Source organism: Streptomyces sp. P9-2 (assembly GCF_051903975.1).
GTDB lineage: Bacteria > Actinomycetota > Actinomycetes > Streptomycetales > Streptomycetaceae > Streptomyces > Streptomyces cellulosae.
The window spans coordinates 64297-89085 of the sequence record NZ_CP192634.1 but is presented as its reverse complement, the minus strand read 5'-3'; the positions used below and the strand labels follow the sequence as shown (position 1 = coordinate 89085).

17 protein-coding genes, 5 pseudogenes and 1 riboswitch are annotated in these 24789 nt (G+C 70.3%); of the genes and pseudogenes, 5 read left to right on the top strand and 17 right to left on the bottom strand.

Annotated elements, in window-relative coordinates; genetic code table 11:
• Positions 1-526: 526 nt before the first annotated feature.
• Positions 527-1510 carry an alpha/beta fold hydrolase gene (locus tag ACQY0Z_RS32990; protein WP_189906019.1) on the bottom strand — a complete coding sequence of 328 codons (984 nt, stop codon included), beginning with the start codon at positions 1508-1510 and terminating at the stop codon, positions 527-529.
• Positions 1511-1982: 472 nt separating this feature from the next.
• Positions 1983-2375 (bottom strand): annotated as a pseudogene (locus tag ACQY0Z_RS32985) (telomere-associated protein Tap); the annotation flags it as partial.
• Between the two features lie 265 nt (positions 2376-2640).
• Positions 2641-2837: riboswitch (cobalamin riboswitch) on the top strand.
• 173 nt (positions 2838-3010) lie between these two features.
• Between ACQY0Z_RS32985 and metE the strand changes: the two are divergent.
• Entirely contained in the window at positions 3011-5326 is a 2316-nt protein-coding gene (gene metE / locus ACQY0Z_RS32980) for a 5-methyltetrahydropteroyltriglutamate--homocysteine S-methyltransferase (protein WP_439813547.1), read from the top strand.
• Between the two features lie 343 nt (positions 5327-5669).
• Here the strand turns inward: metE and ACQY0Z_RS32975 are convergent, their stop codons facing one another.
• The 13 genes and pseudogenes from ACQY0Z_RS32975 to ACQY0Z_RS32915 form a co-directional block, all read right to left on the bottom strand.
• Positions 5670-5843 carry a hypothetical protein gene (locus tag ACQY0Z_RS32975; protein ID WP_381728290.1) on the bottom strand — a complete coding sequence of 58 codons (174 nt, stop codon included), beginning with the start codon at positions 5841-5843 and terminating at the stop codon, positions 5670-5672.
• A gap of 210 nt (positions 5844-6053) precedes the next feature.
• Positions 6054-6312, bottom strand: a pseudogene (locus ACQY0Z_RS32970) (3-oxoadipyl-CoA thiolase); the annotation flags it as partial.
• 280 nt (positions 6313-6592) lie between these two features.
• The gene (locus ACQY0Z_RS32965; RefSeq protein WP_439813422.1) at positions 6593-7669 is read right to left on the bottom strand and encodes an MSMEG_0565 family glycosyltransferase; all 1077 of its coding nucleotides are present in this window, start codon (positions 7667-7669) and stop codon (positions 6593-6595) included.
• A 39-nt stretch (positions 7670-7708) separates the two neighbouring features.
• A complete protein-coding gene (locus ACQY0Z_RS32960; RefSeq protein ID WP_189906014.1) occupies positions 7709-8545 on the bottom strand; it encodes a carbon-nitrogen hydrolase family protein in 837 nt (278 codons plus the stop codon).
• The gene (locus ACQY0Z_RS32955) at positions 8542-9408 is read right to left on the bottom strand and encodes a carbon-nitrogen hydrolase family protein (RefSeq protein WP_439813421.1); all 867 of its coding nucleotides are present in this window, start codon (positions 9406-9408) and stop codon (positions 8542-8544) included. The genes ACQY0Z_RS32960 and ACQY0Z_RS32955 overlap by 4 nt, the downstream gene beginning before the upstream one ends.
• Positions 9405-10850: an MSMEG_0567/sll0787 family protein gene (locus ACQY0Z_RS32950; protein ID WP_439813546.1), complete on the bottom strand. Its 1446-nt coding sequence runs from the start codon at positions 10848-10850 to the stop codon at positions 9405-9407. Before ACQY0Z_RS32950 ends, ACQY0Z_RS32955 begins: the two co-directional genes overlap by 4 nt.
• 2 nt (positions 10851-10852) lie before the next feature.
• Entirely contained in the window at positions 10853-11911 is a 1059-nt protein-coding gene (locus tag ACQY0Z_RS32945) for an MSMEG_0568 family radical SAM protein (RefSeq protein ID WP_189906066.1), read from the bottom strand.
• Between the two features lie 67 nt (positions 11912-11978).
• A complete protein-coding gene (locus ACQY0Z_RS32940; RefSeq protein ID WP_189906010.1) occupies positions 11979-12509 on the bottom strand; it encodes an MSMEG_0572/Sll0783 family nitrogen starvation response protein in 531 nt (176 codons plus the stop codon).
• A gap of 51 nt (positions 12510-12560) precedes the next feature.
• On the bottom strand, positions 12561-13376 hold the full coding sequence (locus tag ACQY0Z_RS32935) for an amidohydrolase family protein (protein ID WP_439813420.1): 816 nt from the start codon (positions 13374-13376) through the stop codon (positions 12561-12563).
• A gap of 14 nt (positions 13377-13390) precedes the next feature.
• Positions 13391-14707: an MSMEG_0569 family flavin-dependent oxidoreductase gene (locus tag ACQY0Z_RS32930; protein WP_439813419.1), complete on the bottom strand. Its 1317-nt coding sequence runs from the start codon at positions 14705-14707 to the stop codon at positions 13391-13393.
• Positions 14704-15009: an MSMEG_0570 family nitrogen starvation response protein gene (locus ACQY0Z_RS32925; RefSeq protein ID WP_381728301.1), complete on the bottom strand. Its 306-nt coding sequence runs from the start codon at positions 15007-15009 to the stop codon at positions 14704-14706. The genes ACQY0Z_RS32930 and ACQY0Z_RS32925 overlap by 4 nt, the downstream gene beginning before the upstream one ends.
• 118 nt (positions 15010-15127) lie before the next feature.
• A pseudogene (locus ACQY0Z_RS32920) lies at positions 15128-15637 on the bottom strand (amidohydrolase family protein); the annotation flags it as partial.
• A 15-nt stretch (positions 15638-15652) separates the two neighbouring features.
• Positions 15653-15952 carry a hypothetical protein gene (locus ACQY0Z_RS32915; RefSeq protein WP_439813418.1) on the bottom strand — a complete coding sequence of 100 codons (300 nt, stop codon included), beginning with the start codon at positions 15950-15952 and terminating at the stop codon, positions 15653-15655.
• A 303-nt stretch (positions 15953-16255) separates the two neighbouring features.
• On the opposite strand from ACQY0Z_RS32915, the pseudogene ACQY0Z_RS32910 reads away from it, so the two are divergent.
• The 3 genes and pseudogenes from ACQY0Z_RS32910 to ACQY0Z_RS32900 all read left to right on the top strand — a co-directional run.
• Positions 16256-17065: pseudogene (locus tag ACQY0Z_RS32910) on the top strand (IS5 family transposase).
• Between the two features lie 50 nt (positions 17066-17115).
• A protein-coding gene (locus ACQY0Z_RS32905) for an IS5 family transposase (protein ID WP_439813417.1) occupies positions 17116-17933 on the top strand; the annotation gives its coding sequence in 2 pieces (ribosomal slippage) (positions 17116-17458 and positions 17458-17933; 819 coding nt in all).
• Positions 17897-18441 (top strand): annotated as a pseudogene (locus ACQY0Z_RS32900) (transposase family protein); the annotation flags it as partial. The gene ACQY0Z_RS32905 and the pseudogene ACQY0Z_RS32900, both read left to right, overlap by 37 nt.
• Here ACQY0Z_RS32900 and ACQY0Z_RS32895 read toward each other — a convergent pair.
• The gene (locus tag ACQY0Z_RS32895; protein WP_439813545.1) at positions 18425-19339 is read right to left on the bottom strand and encodes an RHS repeat-associated core domain-containing protein; all 915 of its coding nucleotides are present in this window, start codon (positions 19337-19339) and stop codon (positions 18425-18427) included. The pseudogene ACQY0Z_RS32900 and the gene ACQY0Z_RS32895 sit on opposite strands and share 17 nt — an antisense overlap.
• A 391-nt stretch (positions 19340-19730) precedes the next feature.
• Positions 19731-19994: a hypothetical protein gene (locus ACQY0Z_RS32890; RefSeq protein WP_189906000.1), complete on the bottom strand. Its 264-nt coding sequence runs from the start codon at positions 19992-19994 to the stop codon at positions 19731-19733.
• Positions 19995-20239: 245 nt separating this feature from the next.
• Here ACQY0Z_RS32890 and ACQY0Z_RS32885 point away from each other — a divergent pair, with 245 nt between their 5' ends.
• Complete coding sequence (locus ACQY0Z_RS32885) at positions 20240-24613, top strand: hypothetical protein (RefSeq protein ID WP_439813416.1); 4374 nt, start codon at positions 20240-20242, stop codon at positions 24611-24613.
• The last annotated feature ends 176 nt before the right edge of the window (positions 24614-24789 follow it).

The following is a 24789-nucleotide window of genomic DNA, read 5'->3' as shown; positions in this document are numbered from 1 at the left end:
TGGAGAGGCAACGCTGAAAGCGCTCACTGTTCGAACGGTGGCGCCTCGCCCGGGGGGCGACGTCGGGGCGCGCCCGGTGGCCGCGCGCGGCGTGCCTCCACCGGCCGCCGCTGTCGCGGGCGACGTCGACGCCGACCACCACCAGCTCCGGCTCCACCATGTTCACGTTCAGCGTCTCGTTGGTCCCCCACCCGGCGGGAGACTCAGTCGTGGCTTCTACGGGCCGGGCACACAGTTGTCCAAGCCCACAGTGGACGAGTACAAGGAAGTCAACCGTCGGCATGGAACCTGAACGGAAGGCTGCTGGATCGGCCCGGTCACGGCGTGCTGCAATGAACGGATACACCCCTCGACGGAGAACAACCCACGGGGTGATCTCGCAGAATGATGGGGCAACTGGTCCCGGCCTACGCCCCACCCACCCACACCAGATCATCGTGGGCGGTGTCCCGGCGGGTACGAACCGTCACCCGCGGGACCCCGCTTACCCGTTCAGGGCTTTTAGCACCGCTGTCGTCCGTGGTCCTCAGGTGCGGCGGGCGCGGATCACGATGGCCGTGCCAGCGGCGACGGTGAGCAGCGCGGCACCTCCGAGGAGCGCGGTCCGCCCGTTGGTACCGGTCTGGGCAAGGCTCGGCCGAGCGTCGCCAGAGGCCTGGAGGATCAGCTTGGTGACGTCGTCCGGGTTGGTCTCCATGACGGCGTGCGGTGCGTTGACCTCGACGGTGGTGGCCTTGGCCCGCTTCGCCATGAAACGCAGATTGTCGGTGCCTATGGTGCGGTCGTCGGTGGCGACGAGATACCAGGACGGGATGGTCTTCCACGCGACGGACTGCGTGGGCTCGTTGCCGGAGGCGGCGGTCGCGGGCCGCTGGGTGGCGGCGAGTACCTGTGAGCGGCTGGCGTCGAGCCGGTTGCTCAGGAAGACGTCAGCGAATTTCTCCGGTTTGAGATACAGGTCCACGTTCGTGGGGTCGCCGCCGAGCGGTACGGCATTCAGGGCGGTCGGCACCGGGGCGTTCGGGTCGTCGGTCACCCGGCTGCCCGGGTACTTGGCAGCGAGCTGGAAGGCCGTCTCGCCTTTGTCGGGCGCGAACCCTGCGATGTAGACGAGGGACTCGACGTTGGGGTTGCCGGCGGCCGCGTTGGTGATCACGGCTCCTCCGTAGGAGTGGCCGACCAGGACGATGGGGCCCTCGATCGCCTTCAGCTGGGCGGCAAGGTAGTCGGCGTCGCCGGAGAGGCTGCGTAGAGGGTTGGCGGTGGCCACCACGGGATAGCCCTGGTTCTGCAGTGCCTGGACGATCCGGTCCCAGCCGGAGGCGTCCGCCCAATAGCCGTGCACCAGTACAACTGTCGGTTTGGCACCTGTGGACGTAGCGCCCGTGGGAGTCGTACCGCCTCCGCTCTCGGACGCCAGGCAGGGACCGGCGGTCATCAAGGCGGCCGCGGGGAGCAGGACGGCCAGGGGGAGGGCCCTCCGGGCAGCTGTGCGTCGTATGTGCTTCATGACCCTTCTTCCTCTGAGGTGAGGGGAGAGACTCCTGCCCACACTGCATTCGAGTGAAGAACGCGGCACCACGGCGTAGCCATGCGAGTGAATAACAGTCACACATAGTGAATGAGGGGCCTGGCGGCGCTGACTGCGGGCCGCCTTCGCCCGGAAACCGTTCCGCCGAGAGATAGAGGGCACCGGTGCAGTCGGCATGCTCCCGGTGACTCGTCAGCTCCCGCATCCGGCCGTCGTCTCCGGGGAGGAAGCCCAGACCGGCGTCGGGAACACCGCAGACGGCATCGGATCGGCCGGACATGCCTCGAGCGCGGTACGACCGGACAGTGTCCGGGGCCGGTGCTCGCGGTTCCACCCGCGTGTGCGGAAAGGCTCCAGGGCCTCCGCGCGCGGCTGGAGGCGGTCCGGCATCCGATCCCTCTCCACGCCAGCCGCGGGCGGCGGGTGCCGGGGGTGGTGTGGGCGGCCACGGTTACTCGCCTTCGTCAAGCACGGCGTTGCCGCCCTTGATGTGGCGGGCGGGGTTGAGGCCCTGCTTCATCAGGTCGACCGCCCACTGCATCGACTGGACGCCCTCCAGCTTCGCCAGGCCGGGCGTGGGCCCGAGGCGGAAGGCTCCGGGGATGGGCTTGCCGGACTCCGCGTAGGGCAGGAAGTCCAGCGGGCTCGGGCCGGGTGAGGGGTAGACGACGTAGTCGGAGAGCACCGCCAGCGGGTACAGGCCGGTGAACTCCGCCATCTTCAGCATCTTACGGTGCATGTTGACCCGGGCCTTGGAGATGACGGCGGCGCGGATGTCCGGGCGCCAGGTCGGGCGCTGCATGGCTGGCCACAGCTCGCCGTCCTTGTAGCCCTTGCCCTGCGGGTTCTAGAACAGCTTCCCAATTCTGCCGGCCGAGGGCCCGAGCACGCGGCCTCCGCCTCCGCTGTTCCAGCGGATGGTCGCGACATAGGCTGAGGGGCCCGCACCGCTGCTGGGGTGCCCGCGCGGCGCGATGGAGAGAGGGGCGGGAAGCATGAGTGCGGCACTTCCAGCCCCTCGCTGTGGTTCCTTCGACGAGCTCTCCCTCACTTTCGCATTCTGGACGGTGTTCTTCTGTACATGGCGCTACCCCGTAGGCTGGCCGCAGCAGCTGGTTCGCCCCGTCCGCCAGGCGGGATGCGTCGTAAGAGGGAACCCGGTGGGAATCCGGGACTGCCCCGCAGCGGTGAGCGGGAACGACCGCCGTCATACGCACTGGGTCCGACGTACGGGTCTGGGAAGCGACGGCCAGTAGGTGTCCTCCGGCAGGAGGACGTGCCCGCAAGTCCGAAGACCTGCCAACTGCCCGCGCGCAGACCGATCCGTGCGCGGACATCCCGGTGACCTCGAGGGCGGGCCGGCGTACACACCGGACGGAACGACCGTGCCAACCACGCGGGCCGTTGCCGGACGGTTCGTCATCCCCTTCGCGCTTTCGTCCCGTCTCCGGGATCTCAGGGAATAATCTCGCGAAGGAGATCTCCGTGACATCAGCCGCTGCAGCACGAGCCACCGTGTACGGTTACCCCCGCCAGGGCCCCGACCGGGAGCTGAAGAAGGCCATCGAGGGTTACTGGAAGGGCCGCGTCACCGCTGACGCCCTCCATGCCACCGCCGCCGAAATCCGCCGCAGCAACTGGCGGCAGCTCGCCGATGCTGGCGTCAACGAGGTGCCCACCGGCGACTTCTCGTACTACGACCACGTCCTCGACACCACCGTCATGGTTGGCGCGATCCCAGAACGGCACCGCGCCGCCGTCGACGCCAACGCGATCGACGGCTACTTCGCCATGGCCCGCGGCACCCAGGATGTCGCACCACTGGAGATGACCAAGTGGTTCGACACCAACTATCACTACCTGGTCCCCGAACTGGGCCCCAACACCGTCTTCGCGGCCGACTCCACCAAGCAGGTTGCCGAACTGAAAGAAGCCCTCGCCCATGGCCTCGCGGCCCGGCCTGTACTCGTCGGCCCCGTCACCTACCTCCTGCTCGCCAAGCCCGCCCCCGGCGTGCCCGCCGACTTCCAGCCGCTGACCCTCCTGGACCGGCTGCTGCCCGCATACGCGGAAGTGCTCGCCGACCTGCGCGCGGCCGGCGCCGAGTGGGTGCAGCTCGACGAGCCCGCCCTCGTCCAGGACCGCACCCCGGCCGACCTGAACGCCGCCGAGCGCGCCTACCGCGACCTGGGCGCCCTCACCGACCGGCCCAAGCTGCTCGTCGCCTCCTACTTCGACCGCCTCGGCGATGCCCTGCCGATCCTGGCCAAGGCTCCGGTCGAAGGTCTCGCCCTGGACTTCACCGAGGCCGCTACCGCCAACCTGGACGCCCTGGCCTCCGTCGGCGGACTGCCCGGCAAGCGGCTGCTCGCCGGCGTGGTCAACGGCCGCAACATCTGGATCAACGACCTCCAGAAGTCGTTGTCCACTCTCGGCACACTCCTCGGGCTCGCGGACCGGGTCGATGTCGCCGCCTCCTGTTCCCTGCTCCACGTTCCGCTGGACGTCACGGCCGAGCGGGACATTGACCCGCAGATCCTGCGCTGGCTGGCCTTCGCCCGGCAGAAGACCGCCGAGATCGTCACCCTCGCCAAGGGCCTCTCCCGGGGCATCCACACCATCACTGGCGAACTCACCGCAAACCGCGCCGCACTCGCCTCCCGAGCCGCCTCACCGATCACCCGCGACCCGGCCTTGCGGGCCCGCACCGAGGCCGTGACGGACGCCGACGCTCGCCGGTCCCAGCCGTACGCCGAACGCGCCGCGGCCCAGCGCGCCCGCCTCGGCCTGCCGCTGTTGCCCACTACGACCATCGGCTCCTTCCCGCAGACCGGCGAGCTGCGCACCGCCCGTGCCGACCTGCGCGCAGGCCGCATCGACACCGCCGACTACGAGGAGCGCATCAAGGCCGAGATCCGGGAGGTGATCTCCTTCCAGGAGAAGACCGGCATCGACGTCCTGGTGCACGGCGAACCTGAACGCAACGACATGGTCCAGTACTTCGCCGAGCAGCTCACCGGCTACCTCGCCACCCAGCACGGCTGGGTCCAGTCCTACGGAACCCGCTACGTCCGTCCGCCCATCCTCGCCGGCGACATCTCCCGCCCCGAGCCGATGACGGTGCGCTGGACCAGGTATGCCCAGTCGCTCACCGAGAAGCCGGTCAAGGGCATGCTCACCGGCCCGGTCACCATGCTCGCCTGGTCCTTCGTCCGCGACGACCAGCCGCTCGGCGACACCGCCCGGCAGGTCGCCCTCGCCCTGCGCGACGAGGTACACGACCTGGAGGCCGCCGGCGTCTCGGTCATCCAGGTCGACGAACCCGCCCTCCGCGAGACCCTGCCCCTGGGGGCCGCCGACCGCCCGGCCTACCTGGCGTGGGCCACGAAGGCGTTCCGGCTCACCACCGCCGTCGTACGGCCGGACACCCAGATCCACACCCACATGTGCTACGCCGAGTTCGGCGACATCATCCAGGCCATCGACGACCTCGACGCCGACGTCATCAGCCTGGAAGCCGCCCGCTCCCATATGCAGGTCGCCCGCGAACTCGCTACTCGCGGCTACCCACGCGAAGTCGGGCCGGGGGTCTACGACATCCACTCCCCCCGCGTGCCGAGCGTTGAGGAGGCTGCAGAACTGCTGCGCACCGGCTTGAAAGCCATTCCCGCTGAACGGCTCTGGGTCAACCCCGACTGCGGCCTGAAGACCCGCTCCTGGCCCGAGACCCGAGCCTCCCTGGAGAACCTGGTCGCCGCCGCCCGCACCGTCCGGAGCGAGCTGTCCGCCTCCTGACAGAGGAACGCGGCGGGCCGGGACGCCACAAGCGTCCCGGCCCCGACCCACAGCACCGCCATGACCAAGGCGCGCCTCAGCCTCCGTCCGTCCGTCGGGCGGGCGCAGGCAGAGCGGCACCTCACTGCGGCGCCCCTCAGACCAGCCAGCAGTCACCGCACTTCGAGCCGCCTGGCGCACGGCAAGTTCGGAGCGGGTGAGTACACCTGTGCCCGCCGGGCGTCCGGTGTTCAGCAGCTCGGTCGTGAGGTCGGCGAGCGGTCCGCGTTCGGCGGGATGGAGTGCGTGCCCGACGGGCGCCGCCTTTGCGAAGCACCGACGCCGAATTGCCGTTCGGGATGGGTCAGATCAGGCGCTCCATCCAGACGAAGGCGAGGCCGATCACCCCCGTTCCGACGCCGTAGCATGCGCCGCGCAGCAGATGCGCCAGGGCGACGCGCCGTCGGTGGGTGATCCAGTGCAGGGCTACGGTGAACCGTTCCCGGCCCGTGCGGGCCTTGTGGGGGCTAGGGTTCATGGCAGACGTCCCTTTCGTGATGGCGTCGGTGTGGGGAGCCTCCTGGCCGGTGGCCTCGGAACCGGTGGCCAGGTGGCTCTCCTGCTGTCCTCCCGTGCGGGGCTCGGGGCTGTGCGGCTACGCCCTGCGGGTGCGGCCAGCCACAGTCGGCTGGCGGTATGCGCTCCGGACTTCCAGCGGAGTGCTCAAGGTTCGACGAGGAGGGCGAGGCCCCTGGCGGACGCCGATGCAGAGGGTGGCGACGCCGATGCCGCCGCCCTTGCGGGCGAGCTGTGGCCACGGTGCCGGCGAGGCGGGCGCCGGAGGCGCCGAGCGGTTGGCCGAGGGCAATCACGCCGTCCTGCAGGTTGAGAATTGCCGGGTCGAACTCGGGCCATTCGGCCACGCAGCCCAGCACGTGGGCGGCGAAGGCCTCGTTCAGGTCCAGGACTGACAGCTCGTCGAATTCCTTGCCCGCCTTGGCGAGAGCACCCTCGCGCGGTGCGCTGGCCACCTTCCTGTACGGCGGTGACAAGAAGTGGGAGTCCAAGTGAGTCCGGGAACGCGGCATCCGCCGCCACCGCGTCCAGCTGAACGTGCGCCCTTTTGGTCGCTTGGCCGTCACTTTCCACCGCCCACCGCCGTGCCTCCCGGACCACGTCGGACGTTCCGCACATCGTGCGGCGCGTTAGCAGTCCCGCGCGACGGCGCATCCCTCCACCCGGCACACATCTCGCGTTCCGAGCATGAGGCGTTGGTCGTCCGGCCGTTCAGCGCAGCGTGCGGTAGAAGTTCAGGTGGCGCTGGGCCGCGGCGGCCCAGGTGTGACCTGCGGCGAGCTCTCGGCCCGCCGTGCGGCGTACGGGGTCGCCGTTCGTGAGCGCCGTGCCGAGCTCGTCGGCCAGGTCCCGGGGGGTGTCGGCGAAGCGGGCGGAAGCGCCGAACACCTCACGCAGGACGGGCAGGTCGCGGACCACCAGAGGAACCCCCGCGGCGAGGGCCTCCATCGCGGCCAGGCCGAAGCCTTCCTTGACGGAGGGGAACGCGAACGCATCTGCGGCGCCGACGAGCGGCGGGAGATCGTCCTCCGGGACCTGGCCCAGGACGACCGGTTCGAGGCCGAGTTCGGCGGCGCGCTCCTCCCAGCGGGCGCGGTAGTCGCGGTAGTCGAAGAGGGTCTCGCCGCCCGCGATCACCAGCCGCACGTCCGGGTGGTCGGCACGCAGGAGCGCGTACGCCTCCAGGAGGTCCAAGGAGCCCTTGCGGGGTTCGATGCCGCCGACGGTGAGGACGTAGCGGCCGATGCGGGTTCGCCAGGCAGCGCGGGCCGCCGGGTCGGTGACGGCGAAGCGGTCATACGCCACGCCGTTGGGTATGACCTCCGCCTTCAGGCCCCAGCCCTGGGCGAGTTCGTCGGCGACCGAACGCGAGACGCAGACGTGGGCGTACGGCTCGACGATGGCGCGCTCGTGGCAGGCCGCCAGCTCGGGCGTGGTGAAGTGGTCGACGTGGTGCACGGTGCGGACGCAGCGGCCGGCCGCGTTGGCGCTGATGCAGTCCTGGGCGTGGATGACGTCGTACGGGGTGGGGTCGAAGGCGTCGCGGAGGGCGGCGATGGAGCGCAGGATGCGTTCCCCGACGGTCTCCGCCGCGGGTCCGTCGGGGAACGGCACGATCCGTACGCGCACATCCGGGTCGACCGCGCGGAAGAAGCCGTCGTCGCCGCCCCTGCCCAGGGACCAGACCGTGACGTCCTGCCCGGTGGCGGCGAGGGCCTCGGCGAGGGCGAGAGTGTGGACGACGCCACCACGGGGCTTGGTGGAGTAGCTCAGCAGGGCGATCTTCACGAAGGGTCCTCCCGGCACGGCATGAGGGGGTCCGGTACGTCATGAGGGGTTCTCCCGGTAGGCCGCCGGGCGGCGCTCGTCGAGATGGCGCAGGATGCGGCGGGCGCGGTCGATCTCCTCGGACACGTCCACCTCCGCGACGGCGAGGCCGGCCTTGGCCCAGGTGCGGGCGAGGATGTCGCCGCCGGGGCCGACGACCTTGGACTGGCCGAGGAAGCGCATGCCGCCCATGGCGCCGGTCTGGTTGGAGGAGGCGAGGACGACCTGGTTCTCGGCGGCGCGTGCCTGGTCGTACAGGTCGAAGAGCTTGGCCTGGCGGTCCTGGGCCATGCGCGGGGCGCGGTTGGTGATGCTGGTGGGCCAGGCGGAGAGGCAGGCGAGGATCTCGGCGCTGTCCAGGGCGAGGGAGCGGGCCGACTCGGGGAAGGTCTTATCGTAGTCGATGAGCATGCCGATGCGGCCGACGGGTGTGTCGAAGGCGTCGAAGCGGTCGCCGGGGGTGTAGGCGGCGGTTTCCCCGGCGGGCAGGTGGACCTTGCGGTGGCGGCCGAGGATGCCGTCGCCGCTGACGCAGACGGCCGCGTTGTAGCGCTCGTCGCCGCCGTCCTCGCAGTAGCCGACGCAGACCACCATCTCGGCGGCCAGCCGGGCGACCTCCAGGATCAGCGGATCGTCGGGCTTGAGGGCCGGGGGAAGCGCCTCCGGGTCGGGGTGGCGCAGATCGGCGAGATAGCCGCCGAGGGCCGCGTCGGGCAGCACGAGCAGCCCGGCGCCCGACTTGCGGGCGTCATCGATGAGTTTGGCGACACGGGCCAGGTCGAACTCCAGGTCGCGGCCGAAGTGGGCGGCGGCGGCCGCGATCCGGATCGTGCTCATGCGCTGACTGCTCCTGCGTACGTGTAGGTTTCCGGGCGCCGGTCGCGCAGGTGGCCCATGGAGCGGCGAGCGGTCTCCAGGGCCTGGGCGACGTCGAGTTCGGCGACCGCCAGGCCCGCGCCGACACCGGTGTCCGCGAGTATGTCACCGCCGGGGTCGACGACCTTGGCGCTGCCGACGAAGCGTAGCGACCCGAACGTGCCGGCCTGGTTGGCGGAGACCCATACGATCTGGTTTTCCAGGGCGCGGGCCCTGTCGAACAGGTCGAAGCGCCGCTTCCAGCGGTCATCGGTGAGATCGGTGGTGGGGTTGGTGCGCGCGGCCGGCCAGGCCGAGACGACCACGCCGATCTCCGCACCGTCCAGCGCGAGGGCGCGCGCCGACTCCGGGAACGCCTTGTCGTAGCAGATCATCATGCCGATCCGGCCGACCGGTGTGTCGAAGGCGTGGAAGCGGTCGCCGGAGGCGTAGCTGGCGTCCTCGCTGAGCGGCTGGTGAACCTTGCGGTGGTTGCCGAGGACGCCGTCGCCGTTGACGCACACCACGCTGTTGTAGCGCCGTCCGTCCACGCCGGCCTCGCAGTAACCGGCGACGACGGTCATCTCGCCCGCCAGCGCGGCCAGTCGCCGGACCTCGGGGCCATCGAGGGCGAGCGCGGGCGGACCCTCGTCGAGTTCCCCCGCCTGGGCTGGCGCGGTGTTGTCGAGGCTGAGCAGATAGCCGCCGAGACAGGCTTCGGGCAGGGCGAGCAGGCGTACGCCGTCGGCCCGGGCCTCCTTGATCAGCCGCTCGGTGATCGCGAAGTCCTCTTCGAGGTCGCGGCCGAACTCGGCGGCGACGGCGGCCATGCGCAGGGTGGTCATGCGGTCCCCATTCCGGTCACGGTGGCCGCGACCGCTTCGGTGATCTCTCCGTCGGGCCAGCGCAGCCCGACGCCTTGTCCTTGGGTCAGTTCCCCGCACACGGCCCCCGTGGCGGGTCCGGCGGGCAGCGGTGGGGCGCCCGGCTCGTCGGCCGTCAGCATGGCGAAGCCGGGGAAGCAGGTGAGCCAGTCGCCCATGGGCACGGCCCTCGGGCGGGGTACGGCGGCCACGTCGAGGACGGCGCGGCATCCGCTCGCCTCGGCGAGCATGCCGAGGGTGCCGGCGATGCCGGCCATCGACACGTCCTTCGCCGCGGCGGGTCGGGCGGCGGCCACCGCGCCGGTCATGGCGCGCAGTTCGTCCGTACGGCGGTGGGTGGACGAATCCCACTGGCGGCCCTGGTAGCCCGTGCGCCAGCCGCCGCCCAGGTCGGCGGTGAGCCGTACCGCGTGTCCGGGCCGTCCGCCGCCGCCGGGCACCGGGTGGTCCGTCCGGCCCAGCGCGGTCACGGACAGTGCCGCGGGGACACCGAGTTGGGTGTGCCCGCCCAGCACCGGCACACCGTACGCCTGTGCCGCGCGCCCGAGCCCGTCGAGGACCCGTGCGGCATGCGCTGTGTCCTTGGCGCCCACGGCGTCGAGCAGGCCGATCGGCGAAGCACCCATCGCGGCAAGGTCGTTGATGTTGACGAGGACCGAGCACCAGCCCGCCCATCCCGGGTCGCGTTCGACCATCGACGGCACGATCGCGTCGCACGCGGCGATCACGTCGGTGCCGGGGAGGGGGGCGCCGTCGTCGCCGACGAACCCGGCGCCGCCGAGGGCGGCCGGTGCGCGGAGGGCTGCGAGGAGCGGCCCGAGTGCGGACTTGGCGGCCGCTGCCTGTGCCGCGATCCGGCCGATCGGCCAGCGCATCAGCATGTGCAGCGCGCCCGCGGCCTCGATCTCGCGCACGGAGCGCCAGCCGAGCCGCTTGAAGAGGACTTCGCCCTGGGCCTGGACGGTCGCGTCGAAGCGCAGGACGCCTTCGGCCTCCGCGCGGGCGCAGGCCGCGCGGACCAGTGCCGCACCGATGCCGTGCGGGCCGCGGGCCCGGCGGGCCACGACGAGGCGGCCGCCCTGCCACCAGCCGATGTCGGGGCCGTCGCCGACCGGTCCGAGGCGTACACCGCCCACCACGGTGGCGTCCTGGTCCTTGGCGACCAGGACGAGGGTGCGGGGATCGGTGTCCCGGTCGTCCAGGTCATGGCCGGTGAAAAGCCCCTGTTCGTGGACGAATGCCTCCCGGCGCAGGCGCCGGTAGTCGGACAACTCGGCTGCGGAACACGCCTGTTCGATGTGGAAGCGGGATTGGCGCGCCAGGGTGCTGCGGTCTCCGAGCAGTGCCAGGACGTCGACCGGACGGTCGGCCGCCGTCGGTGCGCTGGATCCGTCGAGGTACATCGTCACCCCCCTGCCGTTTTCAGCACGCTGCATGCCCCGCAGGCCGCGCAGCCGGCCTTCTGGTCGGCGCCGCTCATCCCGGCCGCGCGCAGCTTTGCGGCGACGCCTTCGGTGACGTACCGCAGCAGTTCCGCGCTCGGGGCCTCGACCCCGTCGCGGGCGGCCAGCGTTCCCCGCATCGGCCGGAACGGGACGACGAACGGGTACACCCCGCGGTCGATCAACTTCCCCACGCCCGCGATGAGTTCATCCGGGTCCTCGCCGAGCCCGACCAGCAGGTACGTGGAGACCCGGTTGGGCCCGAAGACCCGAACCGCCTCGTCCCACGCGGCCTCGTACTCGGCCATCGGGACTCTCGACTTGCCGGGCATCCAGCGCCGCCGTACCTCGTCGTCGAGGGACTCGACATGGATGCCGATGGCGGTGGCGCCGGCGTCGTACAACTCACGGATCCACGCGAGGTCCCCCGGCGGCTCGCACTGGACCTGAATGGGCAGTCCGGGCACCGCTTCGAGAACGGCGCGCACCGAACGGACGAGATTGCGGGCACCCCGGTCCGGACCGGTGGTCGTGCCTGTGGTCATCACCATCTGCCGGACACTGTCCAGCCGGACCGCCGCTTCGGCGACTTCGGCGAGCTGCGTCGGGGTTTTGGCGGCGACGGTGGCGCCCGAGCGCAGGGACTCCTCGATGGTGCAGAAGCGGCAGCGGTCGGCCTCGGCGTAGCGGATGCAGGTCTGCACGACGGTGGTGGCCAGGACGTCGGAGCCGTGCAGGCGGGCGATCTGCTCGTAGCGGGTGCCGTCGGCCGTCGTCAGGTCGTAGAACCTGGGCCGTCGTACGGGGGTGAGGGAGAGCCCGGTGTCGGTGAGGCCTCCGGTCTCGTCGCCGAGCCAGACCTTGCCGTCGCGGACTGTGTAGGGGCTGTCGGGGTTGCGGGGCAGGGCGGCGTTGGCACCGTCGACGAGGACGTGTCCGTCGTCGCTGGGGCCCGCACCGTCCGGCCGTTGGACCTCAACGTCCTGACGGATTCCGCGCAGGGCGAGTTCGGCGCGGGTCATGATCCGCACGTCCACGGCCGTACGCTCTGTCACTGTCGGCTCGGTGCCAACGCTCACGGCGTGCCCCTTACAGCTGGTAGGTGGAGTTGATGATGGCGCCCTTGCGCGCGTAGTGGATCAGCGCGTCCTGGACGTCGAGGGGGTGGGTGGGGATGACGCCCTCGATGAGGTCTTCCTCGCGGGCGCCGTGCAGGGACAGTCCGAAGCGGCAGCAGTAGACCTTGCCGCCCTCGGCGATGAACGTCTTGAGCTGGTTGTTGATGTTGTGCTCGCCCGGGAAGGCGGAGTTGCCGGTGGTCGGGAAGCCTCGGGTGGCAAGGCAGTTGAGGGAGCCGGGGCCGTAGAAGTAGATGGCGGTCTCGAAGCCCTTGCGCAGGGCCCGGGTGGCCTGGAGGACGGCGACGAAGGAGACCGAGGACTCGTGGGCGATGCCGTGTACGAGGGTGAAGTAGGTCTCGCCGTTCTCGGCCTGGTAGTCGGGGAAGACCTTGGTGGAGCCGTAGATGCTGGAGCCCTCGGGCAGGGAGGGGTGCGGGATCTCGTTGAGGGACTTCTGCTCGACCTCGGAGAGCTCGGCGGTGACGACGGATTCGGACATGGCTGTCTCCTTGCTTGGTGGCTGCTTGGTACGGAAACCGGGTGGGGCGGGTCAGTCGTAGAGCGCGGCGAAGGTGTCCCTGAAGACGAGTTCGCCGAGTTCGCCGCCGCCGGTCGCTTCGGCGAGGCGGGCGTACTCGCCTGTGAAGTCGCCCCACGGCTGGTCGCTGGCAAAGAGCACCCGGTCGTGGCCGATGCCGCGGCGCTCGATCTCCTGGGCCAGCCAGCGAGGCGTGAAGCCGATGGCCCAAGAAAGGTCGGTGTAGACGCGCTTGCCGGACTCGATCCAGTCGAAGAAGCGAGAGCCGACGAGCTTGATGTGACCGCTCATTCCGCCGCCGAAGTGCACGAGATGGACGGGAACTTGACCGGCGTACCAGTCGACGAGGTGGCCGACCTCGTCGATGTCGGACGCGGCACCCGGGGAGGTGTGGACATGAACGACCAGCCCGTGCTCCTGTGCCGCCTTGAAGATCCGGTCCAGTCGCGGGCGGCAGGCCGGGTCCGTGGGGCGGCCGCCGAGCAGGAAGCTGAGCTTCAGGGCTCGTACGCCCTCCTCTCCCGCCAGGGCGAGGGCCTGCTCGGTGCGTTCGGCGTCCTCGGGGCGGGGGGACACCCACAGGCCGGCTCGGATGCGGTCGTCGCTCTGGGCCGCCTCGATCGCAAGCTCGTTGAAGGAGAAGGCGATGGCGGGGTTGGGGACGCCGTAGTTGGGGATGACGAGGGCGCGTTCGGTGCCCTCGTCATCGAGGTCGGCGACGAGCTGCTTGACGGTGGCGCGGGCGGTGGTGTCCGGGTTGACGGGCGGTCCGCCGTAGAACGGGTAGGCGGGCAGGACGCCGATGTGGCGGTGTGCGTCGTAGACCATGACTGTGGTTCCTGTCAGCCCAGGGGAAGGGCGGAGGCGACGGAGGCCGGTGCTCCGGTGAGCGCGCCGCACACGTCGGCGAGGCGGCGGCTGGTGTCGATGTGGCCGGCGAGGAACTCGGCGTCCCGGCCCACCGCTTCGAAGCGGCCGGAGCCCCACGAGTACTGCCAGGGCAGACCAAGGAAGTACAGGCCGGGTGTGCTCGTCGCGCCGCGCCAGTGCATGGGGTAGCCGCGGCCGTCGAAGACGGGTATCTCGATCCACCGGTGGTCGCGGGTGAAGCCCGTGGCCCAGACGACGGAGGTGACACCCGCCTCGGCCAGATCGAGTTCGGCCACGTGCCCGGGGGGCTCCCACACCGGTACGTACCGTGCCTCGGCGGGGGCCTCGATCCCCTGCGCCGCGATGTGGGCGTCGATGGCGTCCTTGATGCCCTCGGCCACCGCGTCCGCCCGGTCCAGGTTGACCTTCAGGTCGTCGGCGAACTCCAGCGTCGCGCCGTCGATCCCGGTCAGCCGCCCGTACAGGCGCATGCCGTCCCGGGCGAAGGCCCGCAGGTCGATGTCGCGCCCGCCGTCGCGCCCGGTGACGTAGTGGTTGACCCGCATCCGGACGGCATCGGCGTCGTCGAACTCGTCTATGTTCTTCGCGTAGTGGCCCATGTCGTCGAGCCAGGCCACACAGTCCCGGCCGCGGTAGAAGCGGGCGACGCGGGGCGCGCTGCCGACGGCCAGGTGGACCTGCCGCCCGGCCAGATGTAGGTCTTCGGCGATCTGGCAGCCGGACTGACCGGTGCCGACGACCAGGACGCCCCCCTCGGGGAGCTGGTCCGCGTTGCGGTAGCGGGAGGAGTGGATCTGCTCGACGTGGGAGGGCAGCCGCTCGGCCAACCGCGGGATGGACGGGGCGTGGTACGAACCGGTGGCCACCACCACCTGATCGGCGGTGAACTCCCCGTCCATGGTGGCCACTTCGAAGCGGCCGTCCGCGGCGCGCCGCAGCCGGGTCACCGATACGCCCTCCACCAGCGGCGGCCGGAAGAAGGCCACGTAGTCCTGGAGATACTGAATGATCTCGTCCCGGACCATGAACCCGTCCGGATCGTCGCCCTGGTAGGGGAAACCCGGCAGTCGGCACTGCCAGTTCGGGGTCACCAGGCAAAAGGAGTCCCAGCGGCGCTCGCGCCACTCGTGGCCGACCCGGTTCGCCTCGACCACGACGTGGTCGATACCTCGTTGCCGTAGGCAGTAGCTGACCGACAGACCAGCCTGTCCGCCGCCGATCACGGCCACCGAGTAGTGGGCGCCGGCCAGCCCGACCGTGGGGCTCATCGCGTACTCCCGTTAGCGTTGACCAGGGACTCGACGGTGACCTTGGCTCCGTCGACGACCGCGAAGGCGGCGGCGGTCCGCTCGATCTGGGCGAGTTGGTCATAGGCGCCGGTGCAGTAGATACCGAACTTCTCCTTCACCCGCTCACCGGCGATACCGAGCGCAGTGCGGCTGCGCTCAACGAAGTCGGTGAGTTCGTACTCGTGGCCCGCCATGAGGTAGTCCTCGACTACCGTGGAGGGGGAGTAGCAGCGCTGGGTCACACCATCGGGCCAGCGCACATGGAAATAGATCTCAGGCATGAAGTCCTCCATGCGAGACGCCGAGGCATTGACACCTCGCCGCTGCTTGTGAGGACAACTTCAGCCAGGAGCGATTACCGAACCGAGGCATCCGGAATAAGGCGGCGTTACATGATCCTCACGTCATGTGAGTAGTCGTGCACGCACCGTTGCCTCTGAGGCAAATACACGAAGGCGCAGCTGCAGCTGCTGACTGCAGGTGTGGCTGCGCCTCGACGGGCCGGTCCTCGCCCACGAAGGCGAGTGCCGCGATCCGGCCGACGAGGGCCGGAAGCGCGGCGCCCGCGTGCGGGTCGACGAAGCGGATGGCCGGGTACCGCTGGAGGACGCCCTTCAGGACCAGGTTGGCCACCGCGCGTGTGCTCTCCAACAGGAACCCCAACGTCGGTCGCGGTCGCACCACGGTGGTTGCCTCCCAGCACGGCGGCGAGGCCGGGTGCAGTAGGACGACCACAGAGAAGCGGTCGAGTTCGGCCATCAGCGGCTCGTAGTACGGGTCGCCGAGGTGACGGCCGGAGTAGGAGGTGAGCAAGGTGATGCCGTCGACGCCCAGGTCCTCGAACGCGTACCGGGTTTCGGCCAGCGCAGCCGGCAGATCCGGCAGGGGGAGGGAGGCCAGCAACCCGAAGCGACTGGAGTGGGATCAGACCAAGGCCGCTCCCTCGTCGTTGACCGCGCGGGCCAGTTCACGGGCGGCGTGGTCGTCGCCGTAGTGCACTCCAGGTGAGGACACCGACAGCAGGGCCGCGGCAATGCCCTTCCGGTCCATCACGGCCAGCGCCGCCTCGGGCTCCAGTCGGGCACCTCGGGCATGCCATCCGGCTGGCCGTGGCCCCGCCTCCTCCATCGCGGCGCACAGTCGCGCGGTGAGGAAGTGGGCGTGCACGTCGATGGCTCTGCCGAGCGGTGGGCCCTCGTGCACGGTGTCGGCCGGGGCTGTCATGCAGGGGTCCTCCGGGCCCGACGGCCGGCGCCCAACCGGGTGTAGAAGTCGATGATTTCGGGGTTGTCGACGGCTCCGGGATTGACGACCTGGTCGGCCGGGGCGCCCTAACGAGCTCGTGCACGGTAGGCGGTGAGGCGTTCGTCTTCTGATCGTCGATCATGGTCGTGTGGTGGGGAACGCGTCTCGTGCAGCGATCATCAGCGACCGGAGGATCACGGGCCTGTCGGCCGACGTGATCGCTGAACTCGTTGCAGAGCTTAGACGCCGTTTCTGATGGCGTGATCGTTCGTTGAGCAGTGCATGACGGATCTGGTTGAGCGGTTGGTGCCGGACGAGTTGTGGGCGCTGTTCCGGCGGGTGGTCCCGCCGACGGAGGTCATACGTCCGCAGGGTGGCGGCAAACGGAGGGCCGGTGACCGCGAATGCCTGGCAGCGATCATCTTCGTGGCCACCTCGGGCTGCACCTGGCGGCAGCTGCCGCCGGTGTTCGGGCCGGCCTGGCCCACCGTTTACCGGCGCTTCGCCCAGTGGAGCCAGGCCAGGGTGTGGGCCAGGCTCCACCGGGTCGTCCTCGACGAACTCGGTGCGCGGGGCGAGCTGGACTGGTCGCCGGTGCGCGATCGATTCGGTCAGCGTCCGGGCGGCAAAAGGGGGCCTCTGACCGGACCGAATCCGACCGACCGTGGCAAGAGCGGATCGAAAATCCACCTCATCACCGACCGCAACGGCGTGCCGCTGTAGCTGGGCATCTCCGGCGCCAACATGCACGACAGCCTTGGCCTGCAGCCGCTCGTGCGCGGGATTCCGCCCATCCGCTCCCGCCGCGGACCGCGCCGCCGGCGTCCTGCCAAGCTCCACGCCGACAAGGGCTACGACTACGACCACCTGCGGAAATGGCTTCGCGAGCGTCGCATCCGCCACCGCATCGCCCGCAAGGGCACCGAGTCTTCCACCCGACTGGCCCGACACCGCTGGGTCGTCGAAAGAACGGTCTCCTGGCTGGCCGGATGCCGAAGGCTGCACCGCCGCTACGAGCGAAAGGCCGAACACTTCCTCGCCTTCGTCGGCATCGCCGCAGCCCTCATCGCCCACCGCCGACTCACCAAGTGAAACGACGTCTTAGACCGTGTCCTACGTGGTGAGGCGTCGTTGTTTCGTTCATGGGGCGGGGTACGTGGAGTTGGATTGTTCCGGACGGGTTGTGGGAGATCGCGAAGCCGCTGATCCCGCCGTCGAAGGTGCGGCCGCAGGGCGGCGGAACACAGGACACGCCTGATGAGACGCTGTTCGCCGCGATCATCTACGTCCTGGTGTCCGGCTGCGCCTGGCGGGCGTTGCCGCCCTGCTTCGGCGTCTCGAAGTCGACCGCCCATCGGCGGTTCCTGATCTGGTCGAGAGCCGGTGTCTGGGGGCGGTTGCACGAGGCCGTGCTGCATCGGCTCGACGACGCCGGCCTCATCGACGTCACCCGCGTCGTCCTCGACACCGCCCACGTGAGGGCGAAAAAGGGGGCGAACACACAGGTCCGAGCCCCGTGGATCGGGGCAAGCCGGGTTCCAAGATGCACATCCTGTCGGACACGAACGGCCTGCCCCTCCTCGTCGGAGTCTCCGCCGGCAACATCCACGACAGCGAAGGTCTGAAGCCGATGGTGGAGGGTCACCAAACGAGACACGACCCCTACCGCGGCCGGTACTTCAAGCCCCAGCGCCTGCATGCGGACAAAGCCTACGACCGGGCCGACCTGCGCAGATGGCTCCGGGGCAAGCGGATCGGCGTGCGCATCGCCCGCAAGGGCATCGAGTCCAGCGAACGATTAGGGCGTCGCCGCTGGGTCATCGAGCGGACGATGTCCTGGCTGTCCGGCTACCGCCGCCTGAGTCCTCGCTACGAGCGAGATCCCCGCAACTACCTGGCCTTTCTCGGCCTCGCCGCCGCCCTGTGCTGCTACAAGCGGCTCGTCCGCCTCACCACGTAGGACACGGTCTTAGACCGTTGTGGCACGAACGGCACCAGGCCAGGCTTGCGTCCCGTCCGCGGAAGCGCGCTGTGGGCGCCGGAGCGAAGCACCGGTTGGTGTTCGTCGACCGGCTTCTGGCCACGCTCGTGCACCTCCGGCATGCCACCACGCACGACGTGCTCGCCTGCTGGTTCGGTGTCGACCGCTCCACCATCACCCGGGCCATCGCAGAGGTGCGGCCCTTACTCGCCGAGCGAGGGTGCACCATCAGCCCCGGAGTGCGGCTGCGGACCCTCGCCGAGGTCATCACCACCTCGGTACCGACGGGAAGACCGGGATCATCGACGGCACCGAGATCCGGGTCCGCCGCCCGGCCGCCGGACGCAAGGACCGCGACAAATTCATCTCCGGCAAGAACAAGCAGAACGCGGTCAAGACCATGGTCGTCACGGACGGGGACGGCCGCATGCTCTTCTGCAGCCCGACCAGGCCCGGCAGCTGCGCAGACATTACCCACGCCCGCCGGGCCCGTAGCGCCTCAGACTGCCAGCTTCTCCGGGATACTGACTGATGTCCGGCTCGACCGCAGCCCGCCGCCACCCCGTGAGACCGCCGATCCCCACGACAGCGATCTGTTGGGCGAGTTCGTCCGCCGCGTCGGCGTAGAGATCTGCGAGGGCGTCGCAGCCCTGCTGGCGGAGCATGGACTCGGCGCGGTAGAGCCGGTAGGCGGGGCGGACGGGCAGGTACTTGTCGATGAAGGCTCCGGCGCCGCCATTCTCACCTGTGACGGCATCCTGGGCGTCGCCGAGGAATTCGAAGGGCGCCTTCAGGCCCTGAAGGTAACCGTTCCCGAAGATCTTCAGGCCTTCGCCGAGGTTGTCGACCTTCCCGTTGCCGTTGTCGCCCGGCACTGGTGTCATGCCGCTCGGGTCGGTGTACAGCGTGGGTGTGTTGTTGGCGTAGGCGTACGCCGACACGTAGGGGCTGCTGCGATCGGGAACCGCCGGGTCGGGCCGGTTGAATCGGCCGGTGCTGGTGTTGTACTGGCGCGCGTGCAGGTCGAGGTTGCCGGTGGTGGTCTCGTAGCGGGCGCCTGTGTACGACGGGGTGCTCGCGGGAGCGCCGGTGGTGACCGTGTCCGAGACTCTGAAGCTTCCCCTTGATCGTGGACACCTGGAGACTGGGATCCTGAGGTTCCAGAGGAAGTAGCACCAGGTGGGAAGCAAGTGAAGCGGTACACCGAGGAGTTCAAGCGGGACGCGATCGCGCTCGTCGATGGGCGGGGTTTGGGACAGACTGCCCACCGTGGCGTGTGAGGGCGGCGGCAGCGTGGCGGTCACGATGGACGACCAGCGGGGGCGGGTAGCCGTCTTGGCGGTGGATTGTCCCGCCGACCGTGTTGGCGTGGGCTCGGTGACCATGGACACCGGAGTGGTGGCGCCGGGCTCGTTCATCGTCGGCGTGGACGCCTCGAACGACATCATCCGCTGGTCCCTGACGGTGCCCAGCCCGAGTAAGTCCCCGCACCGGGGCCCGGCTTCGGCCTCCTCGCCTGCCGTTGGCACGGAGCAGTCCGGTTGGGACCGGTCCCCCAGGGACTGGTGCCGCCTTCCCTCCCGAGGTGCCGTGTTGCTGAGATTTCGCAGTGCTGCTCTCCGCTCGACCTCACCGGCGCTCCGACTGGTAACCGGTTCGCGATCGCCCTCCGGGAGCCGGAGGGCGATCGCGTACGGCGCCCGCCGCTGGTGGGCTCCGGCTCTTATCCGGCGTCGACGCGGAGCCCTCCTCGTGCTGAGGCCCGGCCCGTGGGTGTCAGTTCCTGTGCCTCAGGCGCGCGTACCAGGCCTGGACGCGTGCCCGGACCAGGGAGGCGACGACGAGCACGGTGAGCCGGAAGCACTTGTCCAACAGGAGGTCCGTCACCAGCTTGGCAACGGGGTGAGCCCACAGCTCGGCGAGGGCCGGAGCGTGGTCCAGCAGGTGGCGCAGAGCGGACGGCAGCGGCGAGCCGTAGACGGTGAGTCGACGGAGGTACCCCGCGCATGCGGAGAGGACGGATTGAAACGGACGGAACATGAGTACCTCACCAGGTGTCGATCGGCGAGGCGTGGCCACACCCCGGTGGAAGCCGGCGTGTGACCGATGCTGCTGAGGGCGTCGCCGCGGGCGAAGCGATCCGGGGTGACCTTCAAAGGAGAGGAGAAACCCGCTGGTCAGGGCGGGGAGGACCGAATGGGATTGAGGTCCGGCGCAAACGGGAGGGCGCCGCGCGGCGGTTATGCTGCTCTACCCTGGCGTTCCGTATTGCGTGGGGGGGCTCGATGGCATCAGGGGGCACACGGCGTACACCGCGGTCGGCCGGCCGGGACAGCGGCCCCGGCACCGCACCCGGCGTCAGGGCGGCACGGCTGCTGAAGGAGCTGATCGGCCACCAGTTGCTGCTGTTGCGCACCAAGCAGCAACTGGACGAGCAACAGGCGTCGGACGCCTGGCGGGAACTGGTCCGCTGGCAGCTCAGGAAGGACCGCGAGGACCGCAAACGAAAGGGCCAGCCCCGGCTGCCCGGCCGGATGACGGTCGTCCACCCCGTGACGCTCCAGCGGCTGTACTCGGAACTCGAACAACCGGAGGCGGAACTGGGCAGTGACCGTCAGGCACTCGTCGAAGCCGTGGCCCACCTGTGCGTGGAACCACCCTTCCGCGGCTACATCCCGGGTTCCCTGGCCGGTGAGCTGAAGAAGGCCGGCCAGCTGCTGCCGCCGTCCCGCACCGCGGGTGGCGGCGGCTGGGCAGGTAAAAAGGAGCTGGAGGCGGCCACTTCGGCGGCGCTGAGAGCGGCCGACCGGCTCAATGACGAAGCCGACGTCAGCCTGAGCCAGGTCTACATCACCCGGGGCTGTGAGGAGCGCCTCGCCCGGAGACTGCTCACCGGCCTGGCGCGAGCGAACCGGGCGCCCCGCGTGGAACTCGTGCTGGGCGAACCCGGCACCGGTAAGACCAGCCTGCTGTGGAACCTCACCACGCGGCTCACCGGTCGCTCTTCCCTTCCGGATCCTCAGGGCGGAGAGGACGGCGAGACCCGGGACGGCGCACCGCGCGTGCACTGCCAACCGCTGCTGCTCCGCGCCGACGACCTGCTGCTGTCCCGCGAGACGACGGACCTGCTGACCTCCTTCGACGGACTGCTGCACCAGCCGACGTACCGCGCCTCGGTGATCGTCCTCCTCGACAGCGCGGACGTGCTGCTGGCCGACGACCACGGGCGGGCCGTGTGCCGCGAACTGGTCGACTGCTGCGCGGAGCACGGGGTGCCGCTGGTGATCTCCTGCCGCACTCGTGACCAGGACCTCCTGTACGACGTCCTCGGCACGACACCGTCCGCCGTGCAGGAGCTGGGCGACTTCCGCTTCGGCGGAGAGGCCGAGCACGCCGTCGACGCGTACTGCGCGCACTACTACCGCGATCAGCCGGCGGCACGCCGCCGCGAGGCGTACGACGCGGTCATCGGTGCCGCCGTCCGTGGCCTGCCGATGCGGGAGGTCGTGGCCCGGCCACTGACCCTGCGCATGCTGTTCGAGGTCTACGCCCCCCAGGTGCCGACCACGGAGATCGACGCCGCGGGCCTGTACGACGCCTACTGGACGAAACGCGTGGCCGGTGACCGTCGCCACGGCAGCGTCGGCATCGTCGATGCCGACGATCTGTCACCGGCGGCCGAGGGCGTGGCGAGGATCATGCTCCGGGACGGTGGTGTCGCCGTCACCTCGGCGTACGCCGTCCGGCTGCTCTGCACCGCGGCCCCGCGCCCGCTTCCCGTCACCGCCGCCGCCGCTCTCACCGCTCTGCACCGGCGCAACGTCCTGACAGGGAGCGAGGGCCACGACGGGTCGAGCGCCCGCTTCTTCCACCAGACGCTGTACGAGTACGCGGCCGGGCGCTGTCTGGTCTCCCTGGTGAACGCCCGTCACCAGCCGGAGATCTTCGAGCAGCTGGGCCGGCGGCTGGAGGCCACCCCGGACGACTTCCTGCGTTCCGTGATCGCGGAGCAGGCCATCGTGCAAGGCGTCCGGGACCAACGGGCGGCCCGCCCGGCGGCCGCCGACCTCATAAAGCAGCTCCTCACCAGCGACAACCACTACCTCCGGTACACCGCCCTGCGCGCCTACGCCCTGCTCCCCTCCGTACCGCACGCGGTCAAGGGGGTGGTGCACCGTTTCCTGTCCGAGGCGCCGCTCGCGCTCGTCACCACGATGATGGAGCTGCTGCCCACTCGCCACCACACCGACCCCCGACGCGTCACCGAGGACATCTTCGTCATCCTCCAGCAGCATCAGCTGCCGAAGGTTCGGCGCAAGGCACTCGACTTGTTGTGCCGGTTCGCGGGCATGGACGGGAAGGACGACGGACGCGGGGCGGCCACCGCGGTCAGAGACCTACTGAGGGACCTGTGCACCCGTCCCCAGGTGTGCGCCGACCACGCGCCTGGCTCGGGTGTGCCTCGGGGCTGCTGCTCTGAGCAGACCTGCCTGTGGTCCTGGCTGGTGGGGCTGCGCGTGCAGGAGGCCACCAGCCACGGCAACCACGCCGTGCGCCTCGTCACGGCGATGGCCTCGGCCGAGCCGGACTGGGCTGCCGCGCGCATGGCCGAGTTGCTTGACCTCGCCGAGCACCACCGTTCCGCGCGCTGGCTGTGGCAGTGCATTCCGCCCATCAGCGCCCATCGCCACCTCAGCGGCTGGGACGCGCTCATCGAACGTGCCGCTGTGCTGGCGGAGAAGCTCGGCAATCCGGACCGGATCCGTCGCCAGAACCGCCCCGCGGCATTCGTCCGCAAGGCCGGCACCGCCGCCGGTACCGTGCTGGCGGGCCCGAGCTGGGAGGCCAACGGCGAGAGCTACGAGAGTGAGGAGCGCGAGCGGCAGGAGGCCCATGTCCTGCTCGCCGCCCACTGGGCCGAGACCCTCGCCGATGAGCCGCCCGTCACCGTGTTCGACCAACTCGTGGAAGCGGGCGGCGTCTTCAGCGGCCCGCAGATGCGGATCCGGGCGCGCGTCGCCGCTCTCGGCGCCCGCCTGCGCACCGCCGAGAACGGGGTGCCCGAGTTCCTGGACCATGCCGTGGCACGCTGCGGGGTCAGCGACCAGATCGACGACGTCGCGGAGACCCTGCTGCCCGAACTGCTCCGCTCACCGGGCGACGAGCCCGGGACCCGCTCCGCCCGGCACTGGTGCGCGCGGCAGCTGAAGGAGATGGGCGAGCGGGCGCCGGGCACGCGCCCGCACCGTGCGGCCCGCTTCGCCGCCAGCGGCCTGCACCCCCTGCCCGCCGCCGAGATCCGGGAAGTCGTCAAGGACGCCTGGGACGGGGGCCGGGGCTGGCAACCGGACCGCCTGGACCGCGCGTTCCTCGTGCGTGACAGCGCCACCCGCCTCCTCGCGCCGATGGCGGCCACCGACACCACCGGCCGCGGGCGGGAGTCGAAGGCCCTACGACGATGGCGGGCCCTGGAACAGGAACGCACCCGGCAGCTGTCCCGCGGGGCCAACGACTGGCCGTCCTACGGCGACGGCGGCACCTGGGGCAAGCCGGAGCGCAACGCGGTCAACTCCATCCTGCACGCCTCTCTGCGCGACCACGCCCCGGCCCAGCCCGACCTCGTGGCGCACGCCCTGGACGAGAAAGTCGCACTGGCCGACATCCCCTGGCTGGCCAAGCTGGTCAGCCAGGCCGCCGACCACCCCCACGTCGACATCGCCCACACTCTGCTGATGCGGCATGGTCCCGAGCTGGCCGACTGGTGCGAGCGGTTGTGGACCGGACAACAAGCCCTCCCCGACGACGAGACCAAGAAGGCGGCGCTCCGGCTGTGGAGTGGCCTGGTCTGGATGCGGGCTGCCGAGCGGCCGTCCCTCACCGCACAGGCCGACCTGCTGACCGAGTACCTCAACCCGACGCAGTGGAGGTCGGGCCTGGAGGCCCTGGCCCGGTGGAACGCCCACGGCGTCAGCGAACTCGCCGGCCCGGAGGGCGAGGACGGCTGGGAGAGGCTGGACGCGGCGCTGGCGCCGATCGCCGAGCTCCCCGCCGGCCATTCCCAGGCCGGTCGCGCACCCGCCGCTGCCGCGCTGCGCTTCCACTGCCTGTGCCGCTTCGCACCCATCGGCGAGACGGTCGAACGCGCACACATGATCGAGAGGGCCACGGAAGCCGTCCGCGTCGCCGACACCACGACCGCGATCTCAACCACCGGCTTCCTCGTGGAACGCCTGTGCCTGGTGGAACCCTCCGCCGCGGTCACCCTCACCACCCTGGTCGCCGCCAGAACGGCACAGCAGGGCAAGCACGAAGGCCACCACGTCAAGAGCATGGTGCATCGCTGGCCTCATCCCCTCAGACACCTGGTCCGCGCCACCGACTACGCCGACCTCGAGCGGCTCGTACGGGGGCTGTCGGGGGGCCCGGAGCGCATGCTCCTCAACGTCCTCGACCTGGCCGTGGCCCATCGCCGCCACGACCCCGTACGCGACGACGCGCTCCGGTGGCTCGCGGACAGCGCCTACCTGGCCCAGGCGACCATGCAGCTCCGTAACTCGGCCGTACGACACCGCCGGACCCCACTGGCCGACCCCGCCTGGCCCGAGGCACTGCCCGGCGCCGACGACCCGGAGTACGCGGATGGCACCCTCGACCGGTGAGGTCCGGCAGCACCCACGGTGATGGCATTGGTCATACGGAGACCGCTACTGGGTCCTGGAAACGCGAGCGGCGGTTGCCCACTCGGACCCCAGGAACTCGACCGATCACAATGGCAGGGGCTGGGTCTACGAGATCAAGGAGAGCGAGGCCCTCGCCAACGGGCTCGACAAGAAGG

Excerpts from the sequence above, each read along its gene's own strand:
- ACQY0Z_RS32930 (WP_439813419.1), bottom strand. The coding sequence starts at position 14,707 with ATGAGCCCCACGGTCGGGCTGGCCGGCGCCCACTACTCGGTGGCCGTG.
- ACQY0Z_RS32940 (WP_189906010.1), bottom strand. The coding sequence starts at position 12,509 with ATGTCCGAATCCGTCGTCACCGCCGAGCTCTCCGAGGTCGAGCAGAAG.
- ACQY0Z_RS32960 (WP_189906014.1), bottom strand. The coding sequence starts at position 8,545 with ATGAGCACGATCCGGATCGCGGCCGCCGCCGCCCACTTCGGCCGCGAC.
- ACQY0Z_RS32955 (WP_439813421.1), bottom strand. The coding sequence starts at position 9,408 with ATGACCACCCTGCGCATGGCCGCCGTCGCCGCCGAGTTCGGCCGCGAC.
- ACQY0Z_RS32895 (WP_439813545.1), bottom strand. The coding sequence starts at position 19,339 with ATGGTCACCGAGCCCACGCCAACACGGTCGGCGGGACAATCCACCGCC.
- ACQY0Z_RS32915 (WP_439813418.1), bottom strand. The coding sequence starts at position 15,952 with ATGACAGCCCCGGCCGACACCGTGCACGAGGGCCCACCGCTCGGCAGA.
- ACQY0Z_RS32935 (WP_439813420.1), bottom strand. The coding sequence starts at position 13,376 with ATGGTCTACGACGCACACCGCCACATCGGCGTCCTGCCCGCCTACCCG.
- ACQY0Z_RS32945 (WP_189906066.1), bottom strand. The coding sequence starts at position 11,911 with ATGACCCGCGCCGAACTCGCCCTGCGCGGAATCCGTCAGGACGTTGAG.
- ACQY0Z_RS32885 (WP_439813416.1), top strand. The coding sequence starts at position 20,240 with ATGGCATCAGGGGGCACACGGCGTACACCGCGGTCGGCCGGCCGGGAC.
- ACQY0Z_RS32890 (WP_189906000.1), bottom strand. The coding sequence starts at position 19,994 with ATGTTCCGTCCGTTTCAATCCGTCCTCTCCGCATGCGCGGGGTACCTC.
- ACQY0Z_RS32975 (WP_381728290.1), bottom strand. The coding sequence starts at position 5,843 with ATGAACCCTAGCCCCCACAAGGCCCGCACGGGCCGGGAACGGTTCACC.
- ACQY0Z_RS32990 (WP_189906019.1), bottom strand. The coding sequence starts at position 1,510 with ATGAAGCACATACGACGCACAGCTGCCCGGAGGGCCCTCCCCCTGGCC.
- ACQY0Z_RS32925 (WP_381728301.1), bottom strand. The coding sequence starts at position 15,009 with ATGCCTGAGATCTATTTCCATGTGCGCTGGCCCGATGGTGTGACCCAG.
- ACQY0Z_RS32950 (WP_439813546.1), bottom strand. The coding sequence starts at position 10,850 with ATGTACCTCGACGGATCCAGCGCACCGACGGCGGCCGACCGTCCGGTC.